The sequence below is a fragment of the Jatrophihabitans sp. genome (assembly GCF_036389215.1).
GTDB lineage: Bacteria > Actinomycetota > Actinomycetes > Mycobacteriales > Jatrophihabitantaceae > Jatrophihabitans_A.
In genome coordinates, this window is the sequence record NZ_DASVQG010000132.1 from 1 (window position 1) to 18,927 (window position 18,927).

Annotated in this window: 18 protein-coding genes; 12 read left to right on the forward strand and 6 right to left on the reverse strand. The window is 70.6% G+C overall.

Going from position 1 to position 18,927, the window contains the following annotated elements:
• Together VF542_RS06040 and VF542_RS06045 are read left to right on the forward strand one after the other, a co-directional pair.
• A partial coding sequence (locus tag VF542_RS06040; RefSeq protein ID WP_408650797.1) for an aldo/keto reductase occupies positions 1 to 526 on the forward strand: 526 nt, incomplete at its 5' end.
• Positions 526 to 2,004, forward strand: coding sequence for a mannitol dehydrogenase family protein (locus VF542_RS06045; RefSeq protein WP_408650798.1), 1,479 nt, complete (start codon positions 526 to 528; stop codon positions 2,002 to 2,004). The genes VF542_RS06040 and VF542_RS06045, both read left to right, overlap by 1 nt.
• 69 nt (positions 2,005 to 2,073) lie before the next feature.
• On the opposite strand, the gene VF542_RS06050 is transcribed toward VF542_RS06045, so the two are convergent.
• Both VF542_RS06050 and VF542_RS06055 read right to left on the reverse strand, forming a co-directional pair.
• Entirely contained in the window at positions 2,074 to 3,504 is a 1,431-nt protein-coding gene (locus VF542_RS06050) for an MFS transporter (protein ID WP_408650799.1), read from the reverse strand.
• Positions 3,505 to 3,607: 103 nt separating this feature from the next.
• Complete coding sequence (locus VF542_RS06055; protein WP_408650822.1) at positions 3,608 to 4,603, reverse strand: aldo/keto reductase; 996 nt, start codon at positions 4,601 to 4,603, stop codon at positions 3,608 to 3,610.
• 559 nt (positions 4,604 to 5,162) lie between these two features.
• On the opposite strand from VF542_RS06055, the gene glp reads away from it, so the two are divergent.
• The 8 genes from glp (at position 5,163) to VF542_RS06095 (ending at position 11,185) form a co-directional block, all read left to right on the forward strand.
• The gene (glp, locus tag VF542_RS06060; RefSeq protein WP_408650800.1) at positions 5,163 to 6,410 is read left to right on the forward strand and encodes a gephyrin-like molybdotransferase Glp; all 1,248 of its coding nucleotides are present in this window, start codon (positions 5,163 to 5,165) and stop codon (positions 6,408 to 6,410) included.
• 48 nt (positions 6,411 to 6,458) lie between these two features.
• On the forward strand, positions 6,459 to 6,905 hold the full coding sequence (locus tag VF542_RS06065) for a hypothetical protein (protein WP_408650801.1): 447 nt from the start codon (positions 6,459 to 6,461) through the stop codon (positions 6,903 to 6,905).
• On the forward strand, positions 6,902 to 7,291 hold the full coding sequence (locus VF542_RS06070; protein ID WP_408650802.1) for a DUF5615 family PIN-like protein: 390 nt from the start codon (positions 6,902 to 6,904) through the stop codon (positions 7,289 to 7,291). Before VF542_RS06065 ends, VF542_RS06070 begins: the two co-directional genes overlap by 4 nt.
• A 95-nt stretch (positions 7,292 to 7,386) precedes the next feature.
• Positions 7,387 to 7,794, forward strand: coding sequence for a TOBE domain-containing protein (locus VF542_RS06075; RefSeq protein WP_408650803.1), 408 nt, complete (start codon positions 7,387 to 7,389; stop codon positions 7,792 to 7,794).
• A complete protein-coding gene (gene modA / locus VF542_RS06080; RefSeq protein ID WP_408650804.1) occupies positions 7,787 to 8,677 on the forward strand; it encodes a molybdate ABC transporter substrate-binding protein in 891 nt (296 codons plus the stop codon). Before VF542_RS06075 ends, modA begins: the two co-directional genes overlap by 8 nt.
• A complete protein-coding gene (locus VF542_RS06085; protein ID WP_408650805.1) occupies positions 8,674 to 9,528 on the forward strand; it encodes an ABC transporter permease in 855 nt (284 codons plus the stop codon). The genes modA and VF542_RS06085 overlap by 4 nt, the downstream gene beginning before the upstream one ends.
• Before the next feature lie 67 nt (positions 9,529 to 9,595).
• A complete protein-coding gene (locus VF542_RS06090; RefSeq protein ID WP_408650806.1) occupies positions 9,596 to 10,675 on the forward strand; it encodes an ABC transporter ATP-binding protein in 1,080 nt (359 codons plus the stop codon).
• A gap of 42 nt (positions 10,676 to 10,717) precedes the next feature.
• On the forward strand, positions 10,718 to 11,185 hold the full coding sequence (locus tag VF542_RS06095) for a TIGR03668 family PPOX class F420-dependent oxidoreductase (RefSeq protein ID WP_408650807.1): 468 nt from the start codon (positions 10,718 to 10,720) through the stop codon (positions 11,183 to 11,185).
• A gap of 163 nt (positions 11,186 to 11,348) precedes the next feature.
• Here VF542_RS06095 and VF542_RS06100 read toward each other — a convergent pair whose 3' ends face one another.
• The 3 genes from VF542_RS06100 to VF542_RS06110 all read right to left on the reverse strand — a co-directional run bounded on the left by VF542_RS06100 (position 11,349) and on the right by VF542_RS06110 (position 14,002).
• The gene (locus VF542_RS06100) at positions 11,349 to 12,758 is read right to left on the reverse strand and encodes an NADP-dependent succinic semialdehyde dehydrogenase (protein WP_408650808.1); all 1,410 of its coding nucleotides are present in this window, start codon (positions 12,756 to 12,758) and stop codon (positions 11,349 to 11,351) included.
• A gap of 102 nt (positions 12,759 to 12,860) precedes the next feature.
• The gene (locus VF542_RS06105) at positions 12,861 to 13,610 is read right to left on the reverse strand and encodes an SRPBCC domain-containing protein (RefSeq protein ID WP_408650809.1); all 750 of its coding nucleotides are present in this window, start codon (positions 13,608 to 13,610) and stop codon (positions 12,861 to 12,863) included.
• On the reverse strand, positions 13,607 to 14,002 hold the full coding sequence (locus VF542_RS06110; RefSeq protein ID WP_408650810.1) for an ArsR/SmtB family transcription factor: 396 nt from the start codon (positions 14,000 to 14,002) through the stop codon (positions 13,607 to 13,609). Before VF542_RS06110 ends, VF542_RS06105 begins: the two co-directional genes overlap by 4 nt.
• Before the next feature lie 153 nt (positions 14,003 to 14,155).
• Between VF542_RS06110 and VF542_RS06115 the strand changes: the two genes are divergently transcribed.
• Positions 14,156 to 14,938, forward strand: coding sequence for a type IV toxin-antitoxin system AbiEi family antitoxin domain-containing protein (locus VF542_RS06115; protein WP_408650811.1), 783 nt, complete (start codon positions 14,156 to 14,158; stop codon positions 14,936 to 14,938).
• Positions 14,939 to 16,034: 1,096 nt separating this feature from the next.
• Here the strand turns inward: VF542_RS06115 and VF542_RS06120 are convergent.
• Entirely contained in the window at positions 16,035 to 16,460 is a 426-nt protein-coding gene (locus VF542_RS06120) for a universal stress protein (protein WP_408650812.1), read from the reverse strand.
• Between the two features lie 430 nt (positions 16,461 to 16,890).
• Here VF542_RS06120 and VF542_RS06125 point away from each other — a divergent pair, with 430 nt between their 5' ends.
• On the forward strand, positions 16,891 to 18,921 hold the full coding sequence (locus VF542_RS06125; RefSeq protein WP_408650813.1) for an MFS transporter: 2,031 nt from the start codon (positions 16,891 to 16,893) through the stop codon (positions 18,919 to 18,921).
• The last annotated feature ends 6 nt before the right edge of the window (positions 18,922 to 18,927 follow it).

Here is an 18,927-nt window from a genome sequence, read left to right on the forward strand (position 1 = left end):
GAGCGGCAAGGTCCGCTACATCGGCGCGAGCAGCATGTGGGCGACCCAGTTCGTGCAGATGCAGCACGTCGCCGAGAGCCGCGGCTGGACCAAATTCGTCAGCATGCAGAACCACTACAACCTGCTGTACCGCGAGGAGGAGCGCGAGATGCTGCCGCTGTGCGCCGACCTCGGTGTCGGCGCGATCCCGTGGAGCCCGCTGGCACGCGGCCGGCTCACCCGGGACTGGAACGCCGGCAGCGCCCGCAGCGAGACCGACGAGTTCGGCAAGACGCTCTACCTGGAGGAGGACCGGCTGATCGTCGAGCGGGTGGCCGAGCTGGCCGGGCAGCGTGGGATCTCGCGGGCCCAGATCGCGCTGGCCTGGGTGCTGCGGCAGCCGGTGGTGAGCGCGCCGATCGTCGGGGCCACGAAGCTCGAGCATCTCCAGGACGCCGTCGCCGCCGTGGACGTCGAACTCAGCGACGCCGAGGTCGAGCCGCTGGAGAGCGGGTACCGCCCGCACTCGATCGCGGGTTTCCGGTGATGCGGCTCAACGCCGGGACCCTGGACCGGTTGCCGGCGGCCATCGCCCGGCCGGCGTACGACCGCGACAAGGTGCGGGTCGGCATCGTCCACCTCGGGGTGGGTGGTTTCCATCGGGCGCACCAGGCGATGTACCTGGACCGGCTGATGAACGACGGCCAGGCGATGGACTGGGGGATCTGCGGCGTCGGGCTGCTGCCCGGTGACCGGCGCATGCAGCAGGTGATGCACGCCCAGGACGGCCTCTACACGCTGGTGGTGAAGCATCCGGACGGCACGCTGAGCTCGCGGGTGATCGGCTCGATCGTGAAGTACCTGTATGCGCCGGATGACCCGGTGACGGTGATCGAGGCGCTGGCCGAGCGGCGCACCCGGATCGTCTCGCTGACCGTCACCGAGGGCGGCTACAACCTGCGCCCGGGAACCGGCCGTTTCGACGACACCAACCTCGAGGTGCTGAAGGATCTGACCGACGGGGTCACCCCGACCACATGGTTCGGCTACCTCACCGAGGGACTGCGGCTGCGGCGGGCTCGCGGCCTCGGCGGGTTCACCGTCGTCTCCTGCGACAACATCGAAGGTAACGGCGACGCGGCGCGCGAGAGCCTCAGCGCGTTCGCCACCCTGAAGGATCCCGAGCTCGGCGACTGGATCCGGGCCACGGTCCGGTTCCCCGACTCGATGGTCGACCGGATCACGCCGGCCACCACCGACGCCGACCGGCAGGACTTCCTCAGCCGCTACGGCGTGTCCGACGACTGGCCGGTGCACTGCGAGCCGTTCAGCCAGTGGATGCTCGAAGACGACTTCGGGGATCCTGTCAGTGGCCGGCCGCCGCTGGAGAACGCCGGAGTCACCCTGGTGCCGGGCGTCCGGCCGTACGAGCTGATGAAGTTGCGGCTGCTCAATGCCGGCCACCAGGCGCTGGCCTACCTCGGCTCCCTGGCCGGTCACCGGATGGTGCACGAGGCCACCCAGGATCCGGCGTTCGCGGGCTTCCTGCGCGGCTACCTGGCTGAAGCGGTGCCGACCCTGGAACCGGTGCCCGGCGTCGACCTCGAGGAGTACCAGCAGAACCTGCTCGTCCGGTTCTCCAACGCCAACGTCAGTGACACCCTCGCCCGGCTGGCCACCGACGGCTCGGACCGCATCCCGAAGTTCCTGCTGCCGGTGATCACCGAGAACCTGGCCGCCGGCCGGGACGTGCGCCGGTCGGCGGCGGTGCTGGCCGGCTGGGCGCGCTACTGCGAGGGGGTGGACGAGCTGGGCCGGCCGATCGAGGTGCAGGACTCCCTCGCTGACCGGCTGCGGGCCAACGCCCGGCGGCAGGGCGCCGATCCGCTGGCGTTCGTGGCCGACCGTGAGCTGTTCGGCGACCTGGTCGACAGCGAGGCGTTTCGCACGGCCTACCTGGACGCGCTCAGCATGCTGCGTTCGCAAGGTGCCCGGGCCACCGTGGCCCACCTCGCGCAGGACTAGCGGTCCGGCTCCGCCGTCAGAGGTGGCTCCGCCGTCGGGTCCGGCTCCGCCATGCGGTGCGCCTGCCCGTCACGCCCGGCGCAGGGTTTCCGGTGCCCGGAAGGCCAGCACGGCAGCGGCCAGCAGCACCGCGGTAGTGAGGGCGAAGGCGGTGCTGAAGCCGGCGCTGTCGGCCAGCGCACCGGCCAGCACCGGCCCGGTGAGGCTGCCGACGTCACCGGCCATCTGATACGCCGCGACCACCGTGCCGCCCCGGCCGCCGGCCACGTCGCCGAGCATCGCGCCGGGCGCGACGTCGAGCAGGCCGCTGCCCAGGCCGAAGACCGCCATCGCGGCCAGGAACAGCGGCAGCGAGTGCGGCAGTACCAGCAGGGTGGTCCCGGCGGCGCTGCCCAGACAGCCGGCCAGCAGCAGCGGCCGGCGGCCCCGGCGGTCGGCCAGCCGGCCGCCCAGCAGCAGGGTGACGATGTTGCCGAGGGTGAACACGGTCAGCCCGATGCCGGTCCAGAGAGGGGACCGGTGCAGCACCTCCACCACCAGCAGCGGCACCAGCGCCGACCGCACCCCGACCGCGGCCCAGTTGTCGGCCAGGTTGACTCCCGCCGCGGCCCGGAAGGCCGGCAGCCGGATTGCCTGCGGGATGGTCAGCAGCGACTGGGCGGCCCGCGCGACGACTGCGCCGTGCCGGTCCGTCCGCCGCGGCAGCAGCGCCAGGCCCACCCCGCCGGCCGCGGCCAGGGTGCCGGCGTACAGGAAGAACGGCGCCCGCAGCGACCAGCCGGTGACCAGGCCGCCCAGGCCCGGGCCGGCGATGCCGCCGAGCAGGAAGCCGCCGCTGAAAGCTCCGATCGACCGGCCGCGCTGTTGCGAGGAGGTGACCCCGAGCAGCAGCGAGTTGGCCGACACCGTGAACATCGCCGAACCGATGCCGCCGATCCCGCGCAGCGTCAGCAGCTGGGGGTAGTTGGCCGCCAGGCCTGCCAGCGCGCTGCTCACCGCCACGATCGCGATGCCGGCACCCAGGACCAGCCGCTCGCCGATCCGGTTCACCAGCCGGCCGCAGCCCAGCGCCGACAGCAACCGCATCAGCGCGAAGGCGCTGATCACCGCGCCGGCCGCGGTGCGCGAGACACCGAAGCTGCGGGCGAAGAGCGGGATCGCCGGGGCGACGATGCCGAACCCGGCGGCCACGAAGAACGCGACCGCCGACAGCACGGCGACCTCGACGGGCAGGCCGTGCAGCGGGCCGCGCCGGATCAGCGACCGGGACGGCTGGTCCTCGGCTGCTTGTGGACCGGCGTCAAGCTGCGGCTCGCCCACGATCTGCGGTTCACCGGCGAGCAACGGCTCGGCAGCGACCAGCGGTTCGCTCGGCTCCAACCGGGTGCGTCGAGGCTCGTCCGGGTCCGCCGGCCCGTCCGGGTCGGCTGGGTCCGCCGGCCCCGCCGGCTCGTCCGGGCCGGCTGCACCCGGTGCTACCGGCGGCTGCGGGAACGACATGCGCTCAGCATGCCCGACGGCGCCCCTGGACACGCTCGTCCGGCATGCCCGACCTGGCGTGGCTCACCGTGGCGTGGCTCACCGTGGCGTGGCTCACGGTGTCTCACCAGCGATGGTGGACCTGCGGCCGGATCACCCGGTCATAGAGCGACCGGATGGCGGCCACCGTCTCGGCCGACAGCTCCGGCAGCGCGGCTGCCTCGGCGTTGGCACGGGCCTGGGCCGGCGTGCGGGCGCCCGGGATCACCGTCGTGACGCCCGGCTGGTCGATCACCCAGCGCAGCGCGGCGGCGGCCGGTGAGACCTGCTCGCCGACCAGCTCGCCCACCAGGCGGGCGAACTCGACGGCCGCGTCCACGCCGGAGTCGAAATCCACCCCGGCGAACGTCTCGCCGACATCGAAGGCGGCACCCGTCCGGTTGTAGGAGCGATGGTCGTCGGCGGCGAAGACGGTGTCGTGCCGGTACTTGCCCGACAGCAGCCCGGAGGCCAGCGGCACCCGGGCGATGATGCCCACGCCGGCCGCGGCCGCCGCCGGCAACACCTCGTCCAGCGGTTTCTGCCGGAAGGCGTTGAGGATGATCTGCACGCTCGCCACGCCGGGCCGCGCGATGGCGGTCAGGGCCTCGGCGCAGGTCTCGACGCTGACCCCGTAGCCCAGGATCCGCTGCTCGGAGACCAGGGTGTCCAGGGCGTCGAACACCGCGTCGTCGGAGTAGACCTCGGTCGGCGGGCAGTGCAGTTGCACCAGGTCGAGCACGTCCACGCCCAGGTTGGCCCGGGACCGGTCGGTCCAGGCCCGGAAGTTCTCCAGCGTGTAGGCGCCGGGCACCTGCTCTACCCGGCGGCCCATCTTGGTCGCGACGGTCCGCTCCGGCTCCGGATGGGCCCTGCCGAAGGCACGGATCGTCTGCTCGCTGCGGCCGTCGCCGTAGACGTCGGCGGTGTCGAGGAACGTGACGCCCGAGTCCAGCGCCGCTGCCAGCACGGCCTGGGCCTGGTCGTCATCGACGCTGCCCCAGTCGGCACCGAGCTGCCAGGTGCCGAGCCCGATCACCGACACCGGACGTCCGAGCTTGGCCAGTTCGCGGGTCTGCATGAGTTCCATACCTACTCCACGACCCTGTGCCCCGCGCCGGCCGGGGGTATGCCGGCACCGGCCGCAGGCGGGGGGACCTGCGACCGGCCCGGGTGCCGGCCTGCCCGTCGCGGGTGACGCGGGGCTGACCGGCCGGGATGGTCAGGCGGTAACGGGCCGCCGGACCAGGCAGAGCGCCGGGTCACCGCGCAGCGCGCCCAGCGCGACGCGTCCGGGCAGGGCAAGGGATACCGGTGCCGACCGCACCCTGCAGGTGCCGCATCGTTGTTACGGTGCGTAGCACTCGCGGCAGGGGCCGATGCTGCTGATCGCCGGGCCGGGATACGCCCACGGCGACATCGCGGGCGGTGCGGCGTGGTGGCGGCCCACAGCGCGGCCCGGTACCGGCGGCACCGAGAGTTGCTGGACCACGAGGGTCATGACACTCCAACCGGGTAGGCAATGGTTACGCAACGTATTCAACGAGGCGACACTTGACTGGTAACGGGCAATCTGAGGAGATTGTCCGAGTGGCAGCCGGGATGGCGGCAGGGCCGGCGCGCCGTCGTAAGGTGGCGCGGTGATCGACTTGGCCGAGGCCCGCCGGGTGCTGCTGGCGGCCTGCCCACGGATCGAACCGGTTCAGCTCGATTCGGCCGGGGCCGACGGCTGCGTGCTGGCTGCGGACGTGTTCGCGCCGGCGAACGTGCCGCCGTTCGACAACAGCAGCGTGGACGGCTACGCGGTGCGCACCGCCGACCTCGCCGGTGCCGCCGAGGACAGCCCGGTACGGCTGGAGGTGCTCGGCTCGGTGCTGGCCGGGTCGGTGGCCGGCCGCCCGGTCGGCCCCGGGCAGGCCTGGAAGGTGATGACCGGCGCCCCGGTGCCCGAGGGCGCCGACGCGGTGGTGATGGTGGAGCGGACCTCGGCCACCCGGACCGAGCAGCTCGGCGCGGCCGGGGATCGGGTCGAGGTGCTCAGCGAGGTCCGGCCCGGCGCCGGCATCCGGCGGGCCGGCAGTGACGTCCGAGCCGGTGACCGGGTGCTCGCTGCCGCCACGGTGCTGCGGCCGGCCCATCTGGGGGTGCTGGCCAGCGTCGGTGCCCGGCAGGTCAGCGGCTACCGGCGGCTGCGGGTCGGCGTGCTGGTGACCGGCGACGAGCTGGTGAGCGACGGCGGCCAGCTGCGTCCGGGCCAGATTCACGAGTCCAACCGGGCGATGCTGCTGGCGCTGCTGGTGCGGGCCAACTGCCGGCCGGTGGACCTGGGGGTGGCCGGCGACGACGTGGCCGCCTTGCGGGAGCGGCTCGACTCGGCGGTGGCAGGCTGCGACGCGGTGCTGACCTCCGGTGGTGTGTCGATGGGGGACTCGGACCCGGTCCGCGCGGTGCTGGACCGCTTCGGTGGCCTGAACTGGCTGCAGGTCGCGATCCGGCCGGCCAAACCCTTCGCCTTCGGGGTGCTGCCCGGGCCAGCCTTTCCGGTGCCGGTGCTCGGCCTGCCGGGGAACCCGGTCTCGGCGCTGGTCAGCTTCGAGCTGCTGGCCCGGCCCGCGCTGCGCCACATGATGGGCCACGACGATCCGTACGGCACCACCGTCCTGGGCATCGCCGACGCGCCGCTGCCGCGCCCGCACGGCGACGGGCGCACCGCGTTCCTGCGGGTCGGCTGCCGGTTCGGCCCGGACGGCCGGCTGCACGTCCAGCCGGTGGCGGGCCAGGACTCGCATCAGCTGTCGGCCTCGGCCGCCGCCGGCGGACTCGCCGTGGTCGAGGACGGCCGCCGGGTCGAGGCGGGCGACGAGCTGCCGGTCCACCTGCTCAGCTAGCCAGCATCGAGAAGCCAGGTCGAGCTACCGGGTGACTACACTGTAGTCATGAGTAGTGGCACCCCTCGGTCGATCCGGTTCGATCAGCGGGTCAGCGACCGGCTGGCCTCCTATGTCGCCAGTCACCCCGGCTGGTCCGGGTCATCAGCTGCGAACCGGTTCGTCGATGAGGCGCTGCGCATGGAAGATCACCCGGGAGTGATCTTCCGCGACGGCCCGACCGGCCGGCGCGCGGTCCTGATCGGCGGCCCGGATGTGCGTGAGGTGATCCGGGCCGTCAGGTCAGCGCGCGGGTCGGAGCCTGGCCTGGGCGCGGAGGAGATCGTCTCGCTGGTGGCAGCCGGCACCGGAGTACCCGCCCGCCTGGTCGACATTGCCATTCGCTACTGGGCGGCCTACCCGGACGAGATCGATACCTGGATTGCCGAGGTGGAGGTGTTCGAAGAGCAGCAGCTGCAGGCCTGGGAGCGACGCCAGCAGCTGCTCGCCCAGTGACCGGTGGGCAGCGGTTGTTGCTCGACGAGATGCTCAGCGGTGACATCGCCGCGCAACTTCGCAGCAGAGGGCACGACGTGATCGCCGTGGTCGAGGACCCCGCTCTGGCGGGTACGCCGGATGAAGAGCTGCTCACCTACGCCACCTCGCTCGGGCGCTGCCTCGTGACGCCGAACGTGCGTGACTTCGCCTCGATCCACGCGTCCTGGCGCAGCCGGGGACGCAGCCACGGTGGACTCGTCTACCTCGTCAACCGGGTCTTCCCGAACGATCGATCATTCGTCGGCGCCCTGGTGACCTCCCTGGACAGCGCGCTGCGGTCCGGCCAGGTTCCATCCGAGGGCGGCGAGACCTTCCTCCGCCGGTCCGGTCAGCGGCAGCGGTAGGTCTTCTACCGCGTGAGCGGGTGTTTATCGAGCAGCGGGCAGTATCTGCGGCAAGGACCGAGTCGATCGGCTGGATCTGCGGTTAGAGTTGCAGTATGCCCACGTTCCGGATCCGGGAAGCCGCCGAGTTGCTCGGGGTCAGTGACGACACGGTGCGGCGCTGGGCCGAGGCCGGCCGGCTGCCCACCACCACCGAAGGTGGCCGGCTGGCGATCGAGGGCGCCGACCTCGCCCGGTTCGCCATCGAGCTGGCCGCCTCCGCCGAGCGGCCGGCGGTCCGGCCGATGGCCAGCGAGTCGGCACGCAACCGGCTGGTCGGGCTGGTCACCCGGGTGGTGCGCGACACCGTGATGGCGCAGGTGGAATTGCAGGCCGGGCCGTTCCGGATCGTCTCGCTGATGAGCCGGGAGGCCGCCGACGAGCTCGGCCTGGAACCGGGAACCCTGGCGGTCGCCTCGGTGAAGGCAACCAACGTCGTCATCGAGGTTCCGGCCGGTGCCTGATCAGGTGATGTCTGATCGGGCGATGCCAGAGCGGGCGATGCCAGAGCGGCCGATGCCTGACCGGGCGATGCCTGACCGGTCGATGCCTGACCGGTCGTGGCGGCGCGGCTGGTGCCTCACCGCGGCGGTAGCCGTGCTGGCCCTGGCTGCCGGCTGCGGATCGGCACCCGAGGCGGCGCCGGCGGGCGGCGGGTCGGCCGGCAGCCGGCTCAGCGGCACGGTCACCGTGTTCGCGGCCGCCTCGCTCACCGAGACCTTCGGCACGCTGGCCCGCCGGTTCGAGGCCGAGCACCCGGGAGTGAAGATCATTCTGAACGTCGGTGCCAGCTCCGCCCTGGCGCTGCAGATCAGCCAGGGCGCCCCGGCGGACGTCTTCGCCGCTGCGGCCACCGCCAACATGGATCAACTCGTGCGGACCGGTGCGGTGACCGCCCCGAGCGACTTCGCCGGCAACGTCCTGCAGATCGCGGTGCCGCCGGCCAACCCGGCCCGGATCGGCGGGCTCGCCGACCTGGCCCGGCCAGGGGTGAAGGTTGCCCTGTGCCAGGCCCAGGTTCCGTGCGGCGCCGCCGGGGTCGCGGTGCTGGGCAACGCCGGCGTCCGGCTCACGCCGGTCACCCTGGAGTCCGACGTGAAGGCCACCCTGACCAAGGTCCGCACCGGTGAGGTCGACGCCGGCCTGGTGTACGTGACCGACGTCCGATCGGCGGGCTCCGCGGTGCGGGGCATCGCGATCCCGGCCGCGGTCAACGTCCGGACGGTCTACCCGATCGGCGTGCTGCGCGAGGCCCGTAATCGGAGCGCTGCGCAGGCGTTCACGGCCTACGTCCTATCGGCCGCCGGACAGCGGGTGCTGGCCGCGGCCGGTTTCCAGCCGCCGTGACCGGCGCGTCCGAGGTAGCTGCCGCGCCGGGTCAGCGGCCCGATCCGGACCGGCTGGTGACGGGCCGCGGGGTGCCGCCGGTGCTGGCGGCGCCCGCGGCGATCGGGTTCTGCTTCCTGCTGGTTCCGCTGCTGGCGTTGCTGGTGCGGGCGCCGTGGCACGGGCTGGCCGGCCTGCTGTCGGACCCGGTGGTGCTGACCGCGCTGCGGCTGTCGCTGGAATGTGCCACGGCGGCCACCGTCATCTCGATCGCGCTGGGGGTTCCGCTGGCCTGGGTGCTGGCCCGGGCGAGGTTTCCCGGGCTGGCGGTGCTGCGGGCGCTGGTCACGGTGCCGCTGGTGCTGCCGCCGGTGGTCGGAGGGCTGGCGCTGCTGCTGGCCTTCGGCCGCAACGGCATCCTGGGGCGCTACCTGGATTCCTGGTTCGGCGTGAGCTTGCCGTTCAGCACGGCCGGCGTCGTGGTGGCCGAGACCTTCGTGGCGATGCCGTTCCTGGTGGTCACCGTCGAGGGGGCGCTGCGCTCAGCCGACCGGGAGCTGGAGGAGGCCGCCACCACTCTCGGTGCCGGCCGGCTGACGGTCTTCGCCCGGATCACGCTGCCGCTGGTGGCACCGTCGCTGCTGGCCGGCGCGGTGCTGTGCTGGGCCCGCGCGCTGGGGGAGTTCGGTGCCACCATCACCTTCGCCGGCAACTACCCCGGCACCACCCAGACCATGCCGCTGTTTGTCTACAACACGCTGCAGACCGATCCGGAGGCGGCGATCGCGCTCAGCCTGGTGCTGCTGCTGGTGGCCGTGGCGGTGCTGGCGCTGCTGCGTGACCGCTGGCTGCGGACGGCGGGAACCTCGTGAGCCGGCACACGGCCGGGAACCTCGTGAGCCGGCGCCGGACGTCACGACGCTGCTCGCGGGAGCCGGCGTGACCGGGCTGCGGGTGGCGGGCGAGGTCCGGCGCGGCGGCTTCGGGCTGGCGCTGGACTTCTCGGTGGCCGCCGGTGAGGTGCTCGGCGTGCTGGGCCCGAACGGGGCCGGCAAGACCACGCTGCTGCGGACCCTGGCCGGGCTAGGCGCGCTGTCGCGCGGCCGGATCGAGCTGGCCGGCGTCACCTTGGACGATCCCGGCCGGCAGCTGTTCGTGCCGGCCGAGCGGCGCCCGGTCGGGCTGGTGTTCCAGAACTACCGGCTGTTCCCGCACCTGTCGGTCCGTGACAACGTGGCCTTCGCCGCCCGGGCCCGTGGCGCTCACCGGCAACCGGCCCGGCAGCGGGCAGACGGCTGGCTGGACCGGCTCGGGCTGGCCGAGTTCGCCGCCCGCAAGCCCGCGCAGCTGTCCGGCGGCCAGGCGCAGCGGGTCGCGCTGGCCCGGGCACTGGCGGCCGATCCGGGGCTGCTGCTGCTCGACGAGCCGCTGGCCGCCCTGGATGCGCGTACCAGGCTCGAGGTGCGGGGGGAGCTGCGCCGGCACCTGAGCGCGTTCGGCGGCCCGAGCCTGGTGGTCACCCACGATCCGCTGGAGGCGATGGTGCTCACCGACCGGTTGCTGGTGATCGAGGACGGCCGGGTGGTGCAGCAGGGCAGCCCCGCCGAGGTCGCGCGCCGGCCGGCCAGCCAGTACGTCGCGCGGCTGATGGGCCTCAACCTGTATCGAGGTAGCCGTGGTTCGGACGGAGCGGTCGCGCTGGACGGCGGCGGTGTGCTGCATGCCGCCGGCGGCGATGAGCCGCCGGGCACCGGCCGGGTGCTGGTGGCGGTGCGCCCCAGCGCCATCTCGCTGCACACCGAGCAGCCGCGGCATGCCAGCCCTCGCAACGTCTGGCCGGGAACCGTCACCGGGGTCGAGCTGCTCACCGACCGGGTCCGGGTGCAGGTCGGCGGCAGCCCGCCGGCCCTGGTCGACATCACCCCGGACGCGGTTGCCGAGCTGGATCTGGCCGCCGGCTCGCCGGTGTGGCTGAGCGCCAAGGCCACCGAGATCGACTGCTACCCCGACCCGCGGTGAGACGGTGAGACGGTGAGACGGTGAGACGGTGAGGAGCCTGCGATGCCCAGCCTGAACGCCGGAACCATGCGCCGGCTGGTCGAGGCCGCCCGGGTTGCCCGGCTGGCCACCGTGGACGCCGGCGGAGTGCCGCACCTGGTGCCGGTGTGCTTCGTGCTGGACGGTGAGCGCGGCGAGGGTCTCGACCGCGATGGTGCGGGCGGTGACCGGGTGTACCTCGCGGTCGACCATAAGCCCAAGCGCGGCCCCGAGCTGCGCCGCACCGCCAACCTGCGCGCCACCGGCCGCGCCTGCCTGCTGGTCGACCGCTACGACGAGGACTGGTCCCAGCTGTGGTGGGTGCGACTGGACGGCCGTGGTGGGCAGGTATCGGACCCGGCCGAGGCCAGCCGGGCCGTCGACGCGCTGGCCGCGAAGTACCCGCAGTACCGGGCCGATCGTCCGGACGGCCCGGTGCTGCGGATCGAGGTTGAGGCCTACCGCGGTTGGAGCGCGACGGCCCTCAGCTGACGCTGATCGTTGGCCGCGGAGCAGGCCGACTCGCCGAGCGGCGCTCGGCTGCCCGGCCAACGATCGGAGCACACGCTGCCGCCAGGCCAAGGACGATCCGAGCACGCTGCCGCCAGGCCAAGGACGATCCGAGCACGCTGCCACGGGCCGACGTCCCGGCGGGCTACTCGCTGTGCGAGCCGGCCCGTCCGGGCTCGGTGTCGCCCACCCAGACCGCCTTGGCATTGCAGAACTCCCGGATGCCCTGCACCGACAGTTCCCGGCCGTACCCCGAGTACTTGATGCCGCCGAAGGGCAATTCGTTGTACGAGGTGGTCATGCCGTTGATGAACACCGCACCGGCCTCCAGGTCGCGGGCGAAGGCCTCCTGCTCGTCCGGATCGGTCGTCCAGGCGTTGGAGCCCAGCCCGAAGTGGGTGCTGTTGGCGATCTCGACGGCCTCGGCGTAGGACTGCACCCGGTAGAGCCCGGCCACCGGCCCGAAGACCTCCTGGGCGTACATCTCCATCTCCGGGCTGAGCTCGGCGACCACGGTCGGCGGGTACCACCAGCCGGCCTTGTCGATGGGCTCGCCGCCGCACAGCACCTTGGCGCCCTTGTCGACGGCGTCGCGCACCTGGCCGGCCACGTCGTCGCGGCCCTGCTCGGTGGCCAGCGGGCCGATGTCGGTGCCCTCGTCCATCGGGTCGCCCACCGCCAGGGCGGTCATGTTCTCCACGAACGCGGCGGCGAAGGCGTCATAGACGTCGGCGTGCACGATGAACCGCTTGGCCGCGATGCAGGACTGCCCGTTGTTCTGGCAGCGCGCGGTGGTGGCGACCTTGGCGGCCTTGGCGATGTCGGCCGAGGGCATCACCACGAACGGGTCGCTGCCGCCGAGTTCCAGGACGGTCTTCTTCAGGTTGCGCCCGGCGGTCTCGGCCACCGAACGGCCGGCCGCCTCGCTGCCGGTCAGGGTCGCCGCCGCCACCCGGTCATCGCCGAGGATCGCCTCGACCTGGCTGGAACCGATCAGCAACGTCTGGAAGGAACCCTGCGGAAAGCCCGCCCGGGTGAACAGGTCCTGCATGAACAACGCGGTCTGCGGCACGTTCGAGGCGTGCTTGAGCAGGCCGACGTTGCCGGCCATCAGCGCCGGGGCGGCGAACCGCATCGCCTGCCAGAGCGGGAAGTTCCACGGCATGATCGCCAGCACCGGGCCGAGCGGCTGGTACCGGACGTAGGCCTGGGTGGCGTTCACCTTGCCGGCCTCGACCGGTTCGCTGGCCAGGAAGCCCTCGGCGTGCTCGGCGTAGAACCGGCAGGCCTTGGCGCACTTGGCGACCTCTGCCTTGGCCGAGGCCAGCGTCTTGCCCATCTCGGTGGTCATCATGGCCGCGATCTGGTCCTGCTCGGTGTCCAGGATGTCCGCGGCGGCCCGCATCCAGCCGGCCCGGTCGGCGAAGCTCGTCCGGCGCAGGGTCTGAAAGCCCTGGGCGGCCGCTTCCAGCCGGGTGTCGATCTCGGCGTCGGTCAACGCCTCGAAGGTGGTGAGCACCTCGCCGGTGGCGGGGTTGGTGGTCGCGATGGGCATCTGCGAACTCCTGCGTCGAGGCCGATGGGACTTCCCCGCGTCGGTAGGGCGGTCAGGTCGCCGACCCGGGCGTCACCCAGGTTAGCGCTGACGGTGGTCGGCTCAGTCGCCGGTGAACTGCACGAGCCACGGCGCGACCTGGACGCCGAGCAGGCCGCGCACCACGCTGAGGTCGTCCTCGGTGGCCAGCCGCTGGACGTCCAGGTTGGGGTCGGCCCGTACCACCGTCATTCCGGTACCCGGTTGGGCGGGAAGCGGACCAGCCGCGACCAGCAGGCCGTACTGGGCCAGCCGCTTCAGGAACGCCACGTGCTCGGCGAAGTCCGGGTGCTCGAACACCGACTGGCCGTCCGTCAGCGCCGGACCTGGCTGGTGCAGCAGCACGTACCAGTCGGTCGCTGCCGGCTCCGGCCCGGCCTGCGGCACCGGGCCCAGCAACCGCTCGTAGTGCCCGAGCACCACCGGCCAGCCCTGCTCGTACTCGTTATGGGTGCCCTGCGGATCGGCGAGCCGATGCCAGCCGCGGTGCTCCAAGCTCAACTTCGTCGACCCGTCGAGATCGTGGAAGCGCACCGTCAGCTCGGTGGCGGCAGTCGCGTCCCGGCCGGGATGCCAGCTCAGTTCGAGGCTGTTCGGCGGATCGAGGTCGATCACCTCCGCCCAGACCGAGCGTTGCTCGCCCAGCCGCTCGACCAGCTCAGTGCCCTCGAAGGCCACCGTCGCGTCGGGCCCGAAGACGCTGAACTCGGCGAGCGGCCACCACGACCCGACGTGGGCGGTGAACAGGGCGAACGCGGTGGCCGGCGGTGCGGCGACCACGACCTCACGACGGACCGGTGCCGGTTCGGTCATCGGTCTACCTCCTCTGCTTCCTGAGTGGAGCGCTGCTCGGCATCGGCGGGCTGCGCACTGGCGGGCTGCCCATCGACGTGCTGCTGCGCATCGACGTACTGGGCGAAGGCGGCCAGTGCGGTGTCCCAGACACCGACCAGCCACTGCTGGACGCCGGTCAGGCCCTCGGGCGCGAGGGCGTACAGGTTGCGGGTGCCCTCGCTGCGGTGCCGGACCAGGCCCGCGCCTTCGAGCACCCGCAGGTGCTTGCTGACCGCCGGCCGGCCGATCGGCAGGTCTGCCGCCAGCTCGCCGACCGGCCGGGGACCGGAGCGCAACAGCTCCAGCATCCGGCGGCGCATCGGGTCGCCGAGCGCATCGAGAGCGGCTTCAGCCGTTGATTGGTTACTCATGGGCAACGGTTACCCTAGGGCAACCGATAGCTCGACCACAAGAGCGATCCGATCCTTCGCCAGTTCTCCGATAGTTACTTCCGTTGTGCAACTATTGGAGCCTGGGCGCCACGAAGCCTTCAATAGTTGCACTTTGAGCGTTACTATTGCAGTATGCCTCGTTCGACGCATGAGCGCGCCGTTATTGACCTGGCCGAGGGCCAGTGGGGGCTTCTCACCGCTGCACAGGCCCGCGCGAGAGGAGTGTCGCGTGTGCAGTTGGCTAGGCTGGCAGAAGGTGAGGTACTGGTTCGGCTGGCTCATGGTGTCTACGTCCTGCGGGGTGCCGCAAGCATGGAGCACCTGGAACTTCGCGCGGCATGGCTGGGACTCGACCCCGAGCGGATGGCTGCGGACCGTCTGCGTAACCGGACCGACGGAGCCGTCGTCTCGCACGCTTCAGCGGCTCGATTGCATCAACTGGGTGATCTGGACGCTGATCGGCACGAATTCACACTTCCCATGCGTAAGCAGACCCGTCGATCAGACGTGCGGCTGCACCGGGCAGTACTGACTACAGGCGAGGTGATGACCGTCGCCGGGCTCCCAGTGACGACACCCGAGCGTGTCGTCGTCGATCTGCTCGTGGATCGCCACGACGGCGAGCACGTTTCGCGAGTGCTCGCGGGGGCAGTCGCCTCACGTTCGGTCGACCTTGAGCAGCTTGTTCCCCAGCTGGGACCCTTCGCAGCACGGTTCGGCCTTCCAGGGGCAGGGGGTGGGCTGGTACTAGAGCACCTGCTGGAGCTGGGCGGGGCAGCTGATCAGGTAACCGCAGACGACCTCGTCAGCGCGGCCCGGGCGAACAAAACGAGTCTGGCACAGATGATCCAAGAACTCCGCGAGCTTCCGCCCAGTACAGACCTGGCGGAGGCGCTCCGCAGACTGAACGTGTAGTTGCAAGCCGCTGCGGGGTGCTGCTGCAATGCGGTCCTGCAAGAGCCTCACGGAGCGGCAGGGTTTCGCTCATGCGACATTCATGCGCGACGCGGACACGAGTGCTGTCCTTGACATGAACTGCTCAACAACCCAGAGGACGCCCTCATCATCGATGGCCGTGCCCACGCCGCGAACACGATCGGCGTTTGAGGATGGTGCAGGCGCTAGGGCTAACTTTTGGAGTCGGCTTCATCAAGCTGGAACGGCGAGCGGAAACTCCGGTGAGGTATTGATCAGCCTGGTTGCGAATGGGTCCAAGACATGCGTTGTCTTCACGCGCTTGTTGTTCGTTTCGCCAGTACGGATGCCCCGAAGACACATAAATTTCGACATCTGCGGCCGCGAGGATCGGCGGCGGCGGGACTATGAGCCCACGGGTTTTCGGCTTAATTTCGCCTGGGTTAGGTGCGGACGGAACCCCTGGCTGAAAGAGGTCCCAGGTAGAACGGAAGGTTATGGCGTGGACCGCGCCGTTCTCCGTAGCGCGACCCGTGAACCAGGCTGGGCGCATGCTGTCGAGTCCCGCCACGACTCCACCTGCGGCGGCAGCCTTCCTCTGGGCTTGGAGGTCAATAGCGATCTTGAATCCAGGCGGTCCTAGACCCGGTCGCGGATCAGGACCATGCAGGCTGATCTTCACCGAAGATAACGGCGTGTACCTGAGTTTGAGATAAAACGAAGTCCCTGAGGTGCCGATCCTCCACGTATAGCCCACGATCCCCGAGGTGCGATCACCCACTAGGAAGTACAGCACAGGAGGGTGAGCCAGAGTGCTCCCCTCTATCTCGGTCATAACGTAAATCTAGTTCGGTTGGTCCCAAAACTAAGGCAAGGCGCGCGCTTGCATCGAATCATCGGGTCCTACGACTGGAGGTCAGGCTCGGCAGAGTTGCTCGAGCCGGTGCTACAGGAACCGTCACGATGGGCTGATGGTCCGCTCGTACAGGCATGGTCGAGCGGGAGCCCAGCCATCTCGATGATGAGCCAATCCTCGTCGCTCGACGATTGTCTGGCGTCCCTGGGCTTGTGTAGGAATCGACGCCTCAAACCCTGATCAGCGGACCACGGCCACCGGGCACTTGGCGTAGGCCGCGACGTGCTGGCTGACCGAACCGAGCACCAGCCCCGCGAAGCCACCGCGGCCCCGGGTGCCGACCACCAGCAGGGCGGCGTCAGCGGACTCCTCGATGAGGACCTCCGCCGGGTTACCAGGCTTCACGCGCGGCTGAACGAGCACCGGCGGATCCTCTCCCAGCACCTCTTTCACCACTTGGAGCAGGTTCTCGGTGGCGAGTCCGCTCGGATCGGGCACGCTGGTTTGCGGCACGCTGCCGACCGGAGGCGGCAGCGTGGCCTCCCAGACGTTCAGTACGACCAGGTCGGCCTGGTGATCCGCCGCTTCAGCGGCAGCCCAGCTCAGCGCGGTCCGGCTGCTGGGAGATCCGTCGACCCCGACCAGGATGCTCTTCCATTTGCTCACCATCGTCTCCTCTCGGCTGTCGACGTACCGGCGTCGAATGGATCGCGCGCGACCGGTCTGCCGCCCACGTCCGGCGGAGGTGGGAGTCACTCCGAGGAACCCGTGCCGTCGGCTTCGGCTACCTCTTGCACGCTATTCCTCGGCGTCCGGCCCGTCGAGGGTCGATTTCGGTCACCAAGCCGTCACCGCAGGTGATCACGATCTCGCTATCCCCCAAGGGCATACCGGGGAACCGAGCTCCTGTCCGCGGCAACCATCCGCTTCACAGCCGTACCCGTCGACACGACCTGCGCCCGGACCGGGGATCGTGCCGCAACTGATCATTGCGGAGCACCGCGAGACGGGTTTAGCTTCGAAGAAGGTTCGGCCTACTCCAAAAAGGGTTCGACGGGGCTCGACCTGCAACACCTGGGCGGGGGAAGGGGTCGCTATGACCACCACGACATCAGAGTCCGTCTCGACGGGTCACGGGCAGGTCGATCACAAGCCGCTGATGACGACCCGCGCCATCCTGATGATGAACCTCGGGTTCTTCGGGGTCCAGTTCAGCTTCGGCCTCACCCAGTCGGCGGTGAACCCGCTTTTCCTGCTGATCGGGGCGAAACCGGATCAGCTCCCGATCCTCAACCTTGCCGGACCGGTCACCGGACTGATCATCCAGCCGCTGATCGGGGCGATCAGCGACCGGACCTGGAGTCCCCGCTGGGGCCGCCGGCGCCCGTTCGTGACGGCGGGCGCGATCCTCTGCGCGATCATCCTGTTCGCCTTCCCGGTCGTCGGCTTCCTGTGGCTCGGTGTGATCTGCTTCTGGCTGCTCGACGCCGGCAACAACACCTCGATGGAGCCGTACCGGGCCTTCATCTCCGACCGGTTGCCCAGGTCGCAGTTGGCTCGCGGGTTCCTGACCCAGAGCATGTTCACCGGGGCCGGCGCAGTGCTCGCGAACCTGTCGCTGTTCGTCCTGCAGAAGGTGTCGTCGCTGGATGAGAAGGCCGGCAACGGCGTGCCCTACTGGATGTACGTCTGCTTCATGATCGGCACCGTCTGCATCCTGCTGACCGTGCTGACGGCGATGGCGCGTACCAAGGAACTGACCCCGTCGGATGAGGATCTGGCGGAGATCCGCTCCCAGCCCAAGGGGCTCGGCGGCTTCGTCAGCGACATCAGCGACGCCGTCAAGACGATGCCGCGCGCCATGCACAAGATCGGGGTGGTCTTCCTCTTCCAGTGGTACGCGATGTTCATCTACTGGCAGTTCATCGCGGTCAGCATCGGTGAGACGGCGTTCGACGCGACACCGGAGAAGGGCGGCAAGGACTGGGACAGCGCCATCGCCTGGAGCGGTCTGATGAACGGCGCCTACAACTTCTTCACCATGATCTCGGCGCTGTTCCTGGTGGGTCTGGCGCAGAAGATGGGCGCCAAGCGAGTGCACGCCGCCTCCCTCGGCCTGGCCGCGGTGGCGCTGATCTGGGTGGCTCACATCCACAACCAGTACCTCGCGCTGGTGCCGATGATCGGCCTCGGCATCTTCTGGGCCAGCGCGGTCGGCATCCCGTACCTGATGGTGGCCAGCATGGTTCCGGCCAAGCGCACCGGGGTCTACATGGGCATCCTGAACATGATGATCGTGGTGCCGATGCTGATCGAGACCGTCACGTTCGGCTGGATCTACAACCACCTTCTCGACAACAAGGGCAGCAACGCGATGACCCTGGCCGGCGTTCTGATGGCCATCGGCGGTGTGGCGATGCTCTGGGTCAACCCGCCCGACGAGGCGGACGAGTCGCCGATCGTGCCGCTCGGCGGCAAGCGCAGCATCACGGTGTACGACCGGGTCGTGGTCGGCTCGGACGGCACCCCGACGAGCCTCTACGCCGTGGACCGGGCCGCGGAAGTGGCGCAGGCCGCCCAGGCCAGGCTGGTGGTCGTCACGGCCTACAGCGAGGCACCCAGTACGGCTGGAAGCATGAGCAGCGCGGCCGGAAGCACCAGCAGCGCGGCCGGAAGCACGTCTACGGCGGCGCACCGCAATCTCTACGGTCTGGATACCGCTCGCAAGGCTCTGGAGAAGTCGGTCGCCGGTCTGACCCAGGATCGAGTGAGATACGTCGACCAGCGGCTCGTCCCCGGCGACCCGGCGCAGGCGCTGCTGAACACCGTCGGTGCCAACCCGGCGAACCTCATCGTCGTCGGCAACCGCGGGCTGGGCGCGAGTGAGGGAGAGGTCCTGGGATCGGTCCCGCGCAACGTCGTCAGGAACGCGGTCTGCGACGTGCTGGTGGTGCAAACCTCAGCGCTGGACGAGGACCGCCTGTTCGCCGGGCAGCAAGGAGAGGCCGCCGAGAGGGGCGACGCGGGCGACGGTGCCCCCCGCATTCAGGTATCGAACGTGGAAGTTCCGGGGTCGACACCAGTTCAGGGATCGAACCCGGTACAGGGATCGAACCCGGGAGGCTGAGCGCGG

What these genes read in the sequence shown, in the direction of transcription:
- VF542_RS06125 (WP_408650813.1), top strand. Translation starts at nt 16,891, where the DNA reads ATGACCACCACGACATCAGAGTCCGTCTCGACGGGTCACGGGCAGGTC.
- VF542_RS06105 (WP_408650809.1), bottom strand. Translation starts at nt 13,610, where the DNA reads ATGACCGAACCGGCACCGGTCCGTCGTGAGGTCGTGGTCGCCGCACCG.
- VF542_RS06110 (WP_408650810.1), bottom strand. Translation starts at nt 14,002, where the DNA reads ATGAGTAACCAATCAACGGCTGAAGCCGCTCTCGATGCGCTCGGCGAC.
- VF542_RS06115 (WP_408650811.1), top strand. Translation starts at nt 14,156, where the DNA reads ATGCCTCGTTCGACGCATGAGCGCGCCGTTATTGACCTGGCCGAGGGC.
- VF542_RS06050 (WP_408650799.1), bottom strand. Translation starts at nt 3,504, where the DNA reads ATGTCGTTCCCGCAGCCGCCGGTAGCACCGGGTGCAGCCGGCCCGGAC.
- VF542_RS06065 (WP_408650801.1), top strand. Translation starts at nt 6,459, where the DNA reads ATGAGTAGTGGCACCCCTCGGTCGATCCGGTTCGATCAGCGGGTCAGC.
- VF542_RS06075 (WP_408650803.1), top strand. Translation starts at nt 7,387, where the DNA reads ATGCCCACGTTCCGGATCCGGGAAGCCGCCGAGTTGCTCGGGGTCAGT.
- VF542_RS06045 (WP_408650798.1), top strand. Translation starts at nt 526, where the DNA reads ATGCGGCTCAACGCCGGGACCCTGGACCGGTTGCCGGCGGCCATCGCC.
- VF542_RS06055 (WP_408650822.1), bottom strand. Translation starts at nt 4,603, where the DNA reads ATGCAGACCCGCGAACTGGCCAAGCTCGGACGTCCGGTGTCGGTGATC.
- VF542_RS06095 (WP_408650807.1), top strand. Translation starts at nt 10,718, where the DNA reads ATGCCCAGCCTGAACGCCGGAACCATGCGCCGGCTGGTCGAGGCCGCC.
- VF542_RS06100 (WP_408650808.1), bottom strand. Translation starts at nt 12,758, where the DNA reads ATGCCCATCGCGACCACCAACCCCGCCACCGGCGAGGTGCTCACCACC.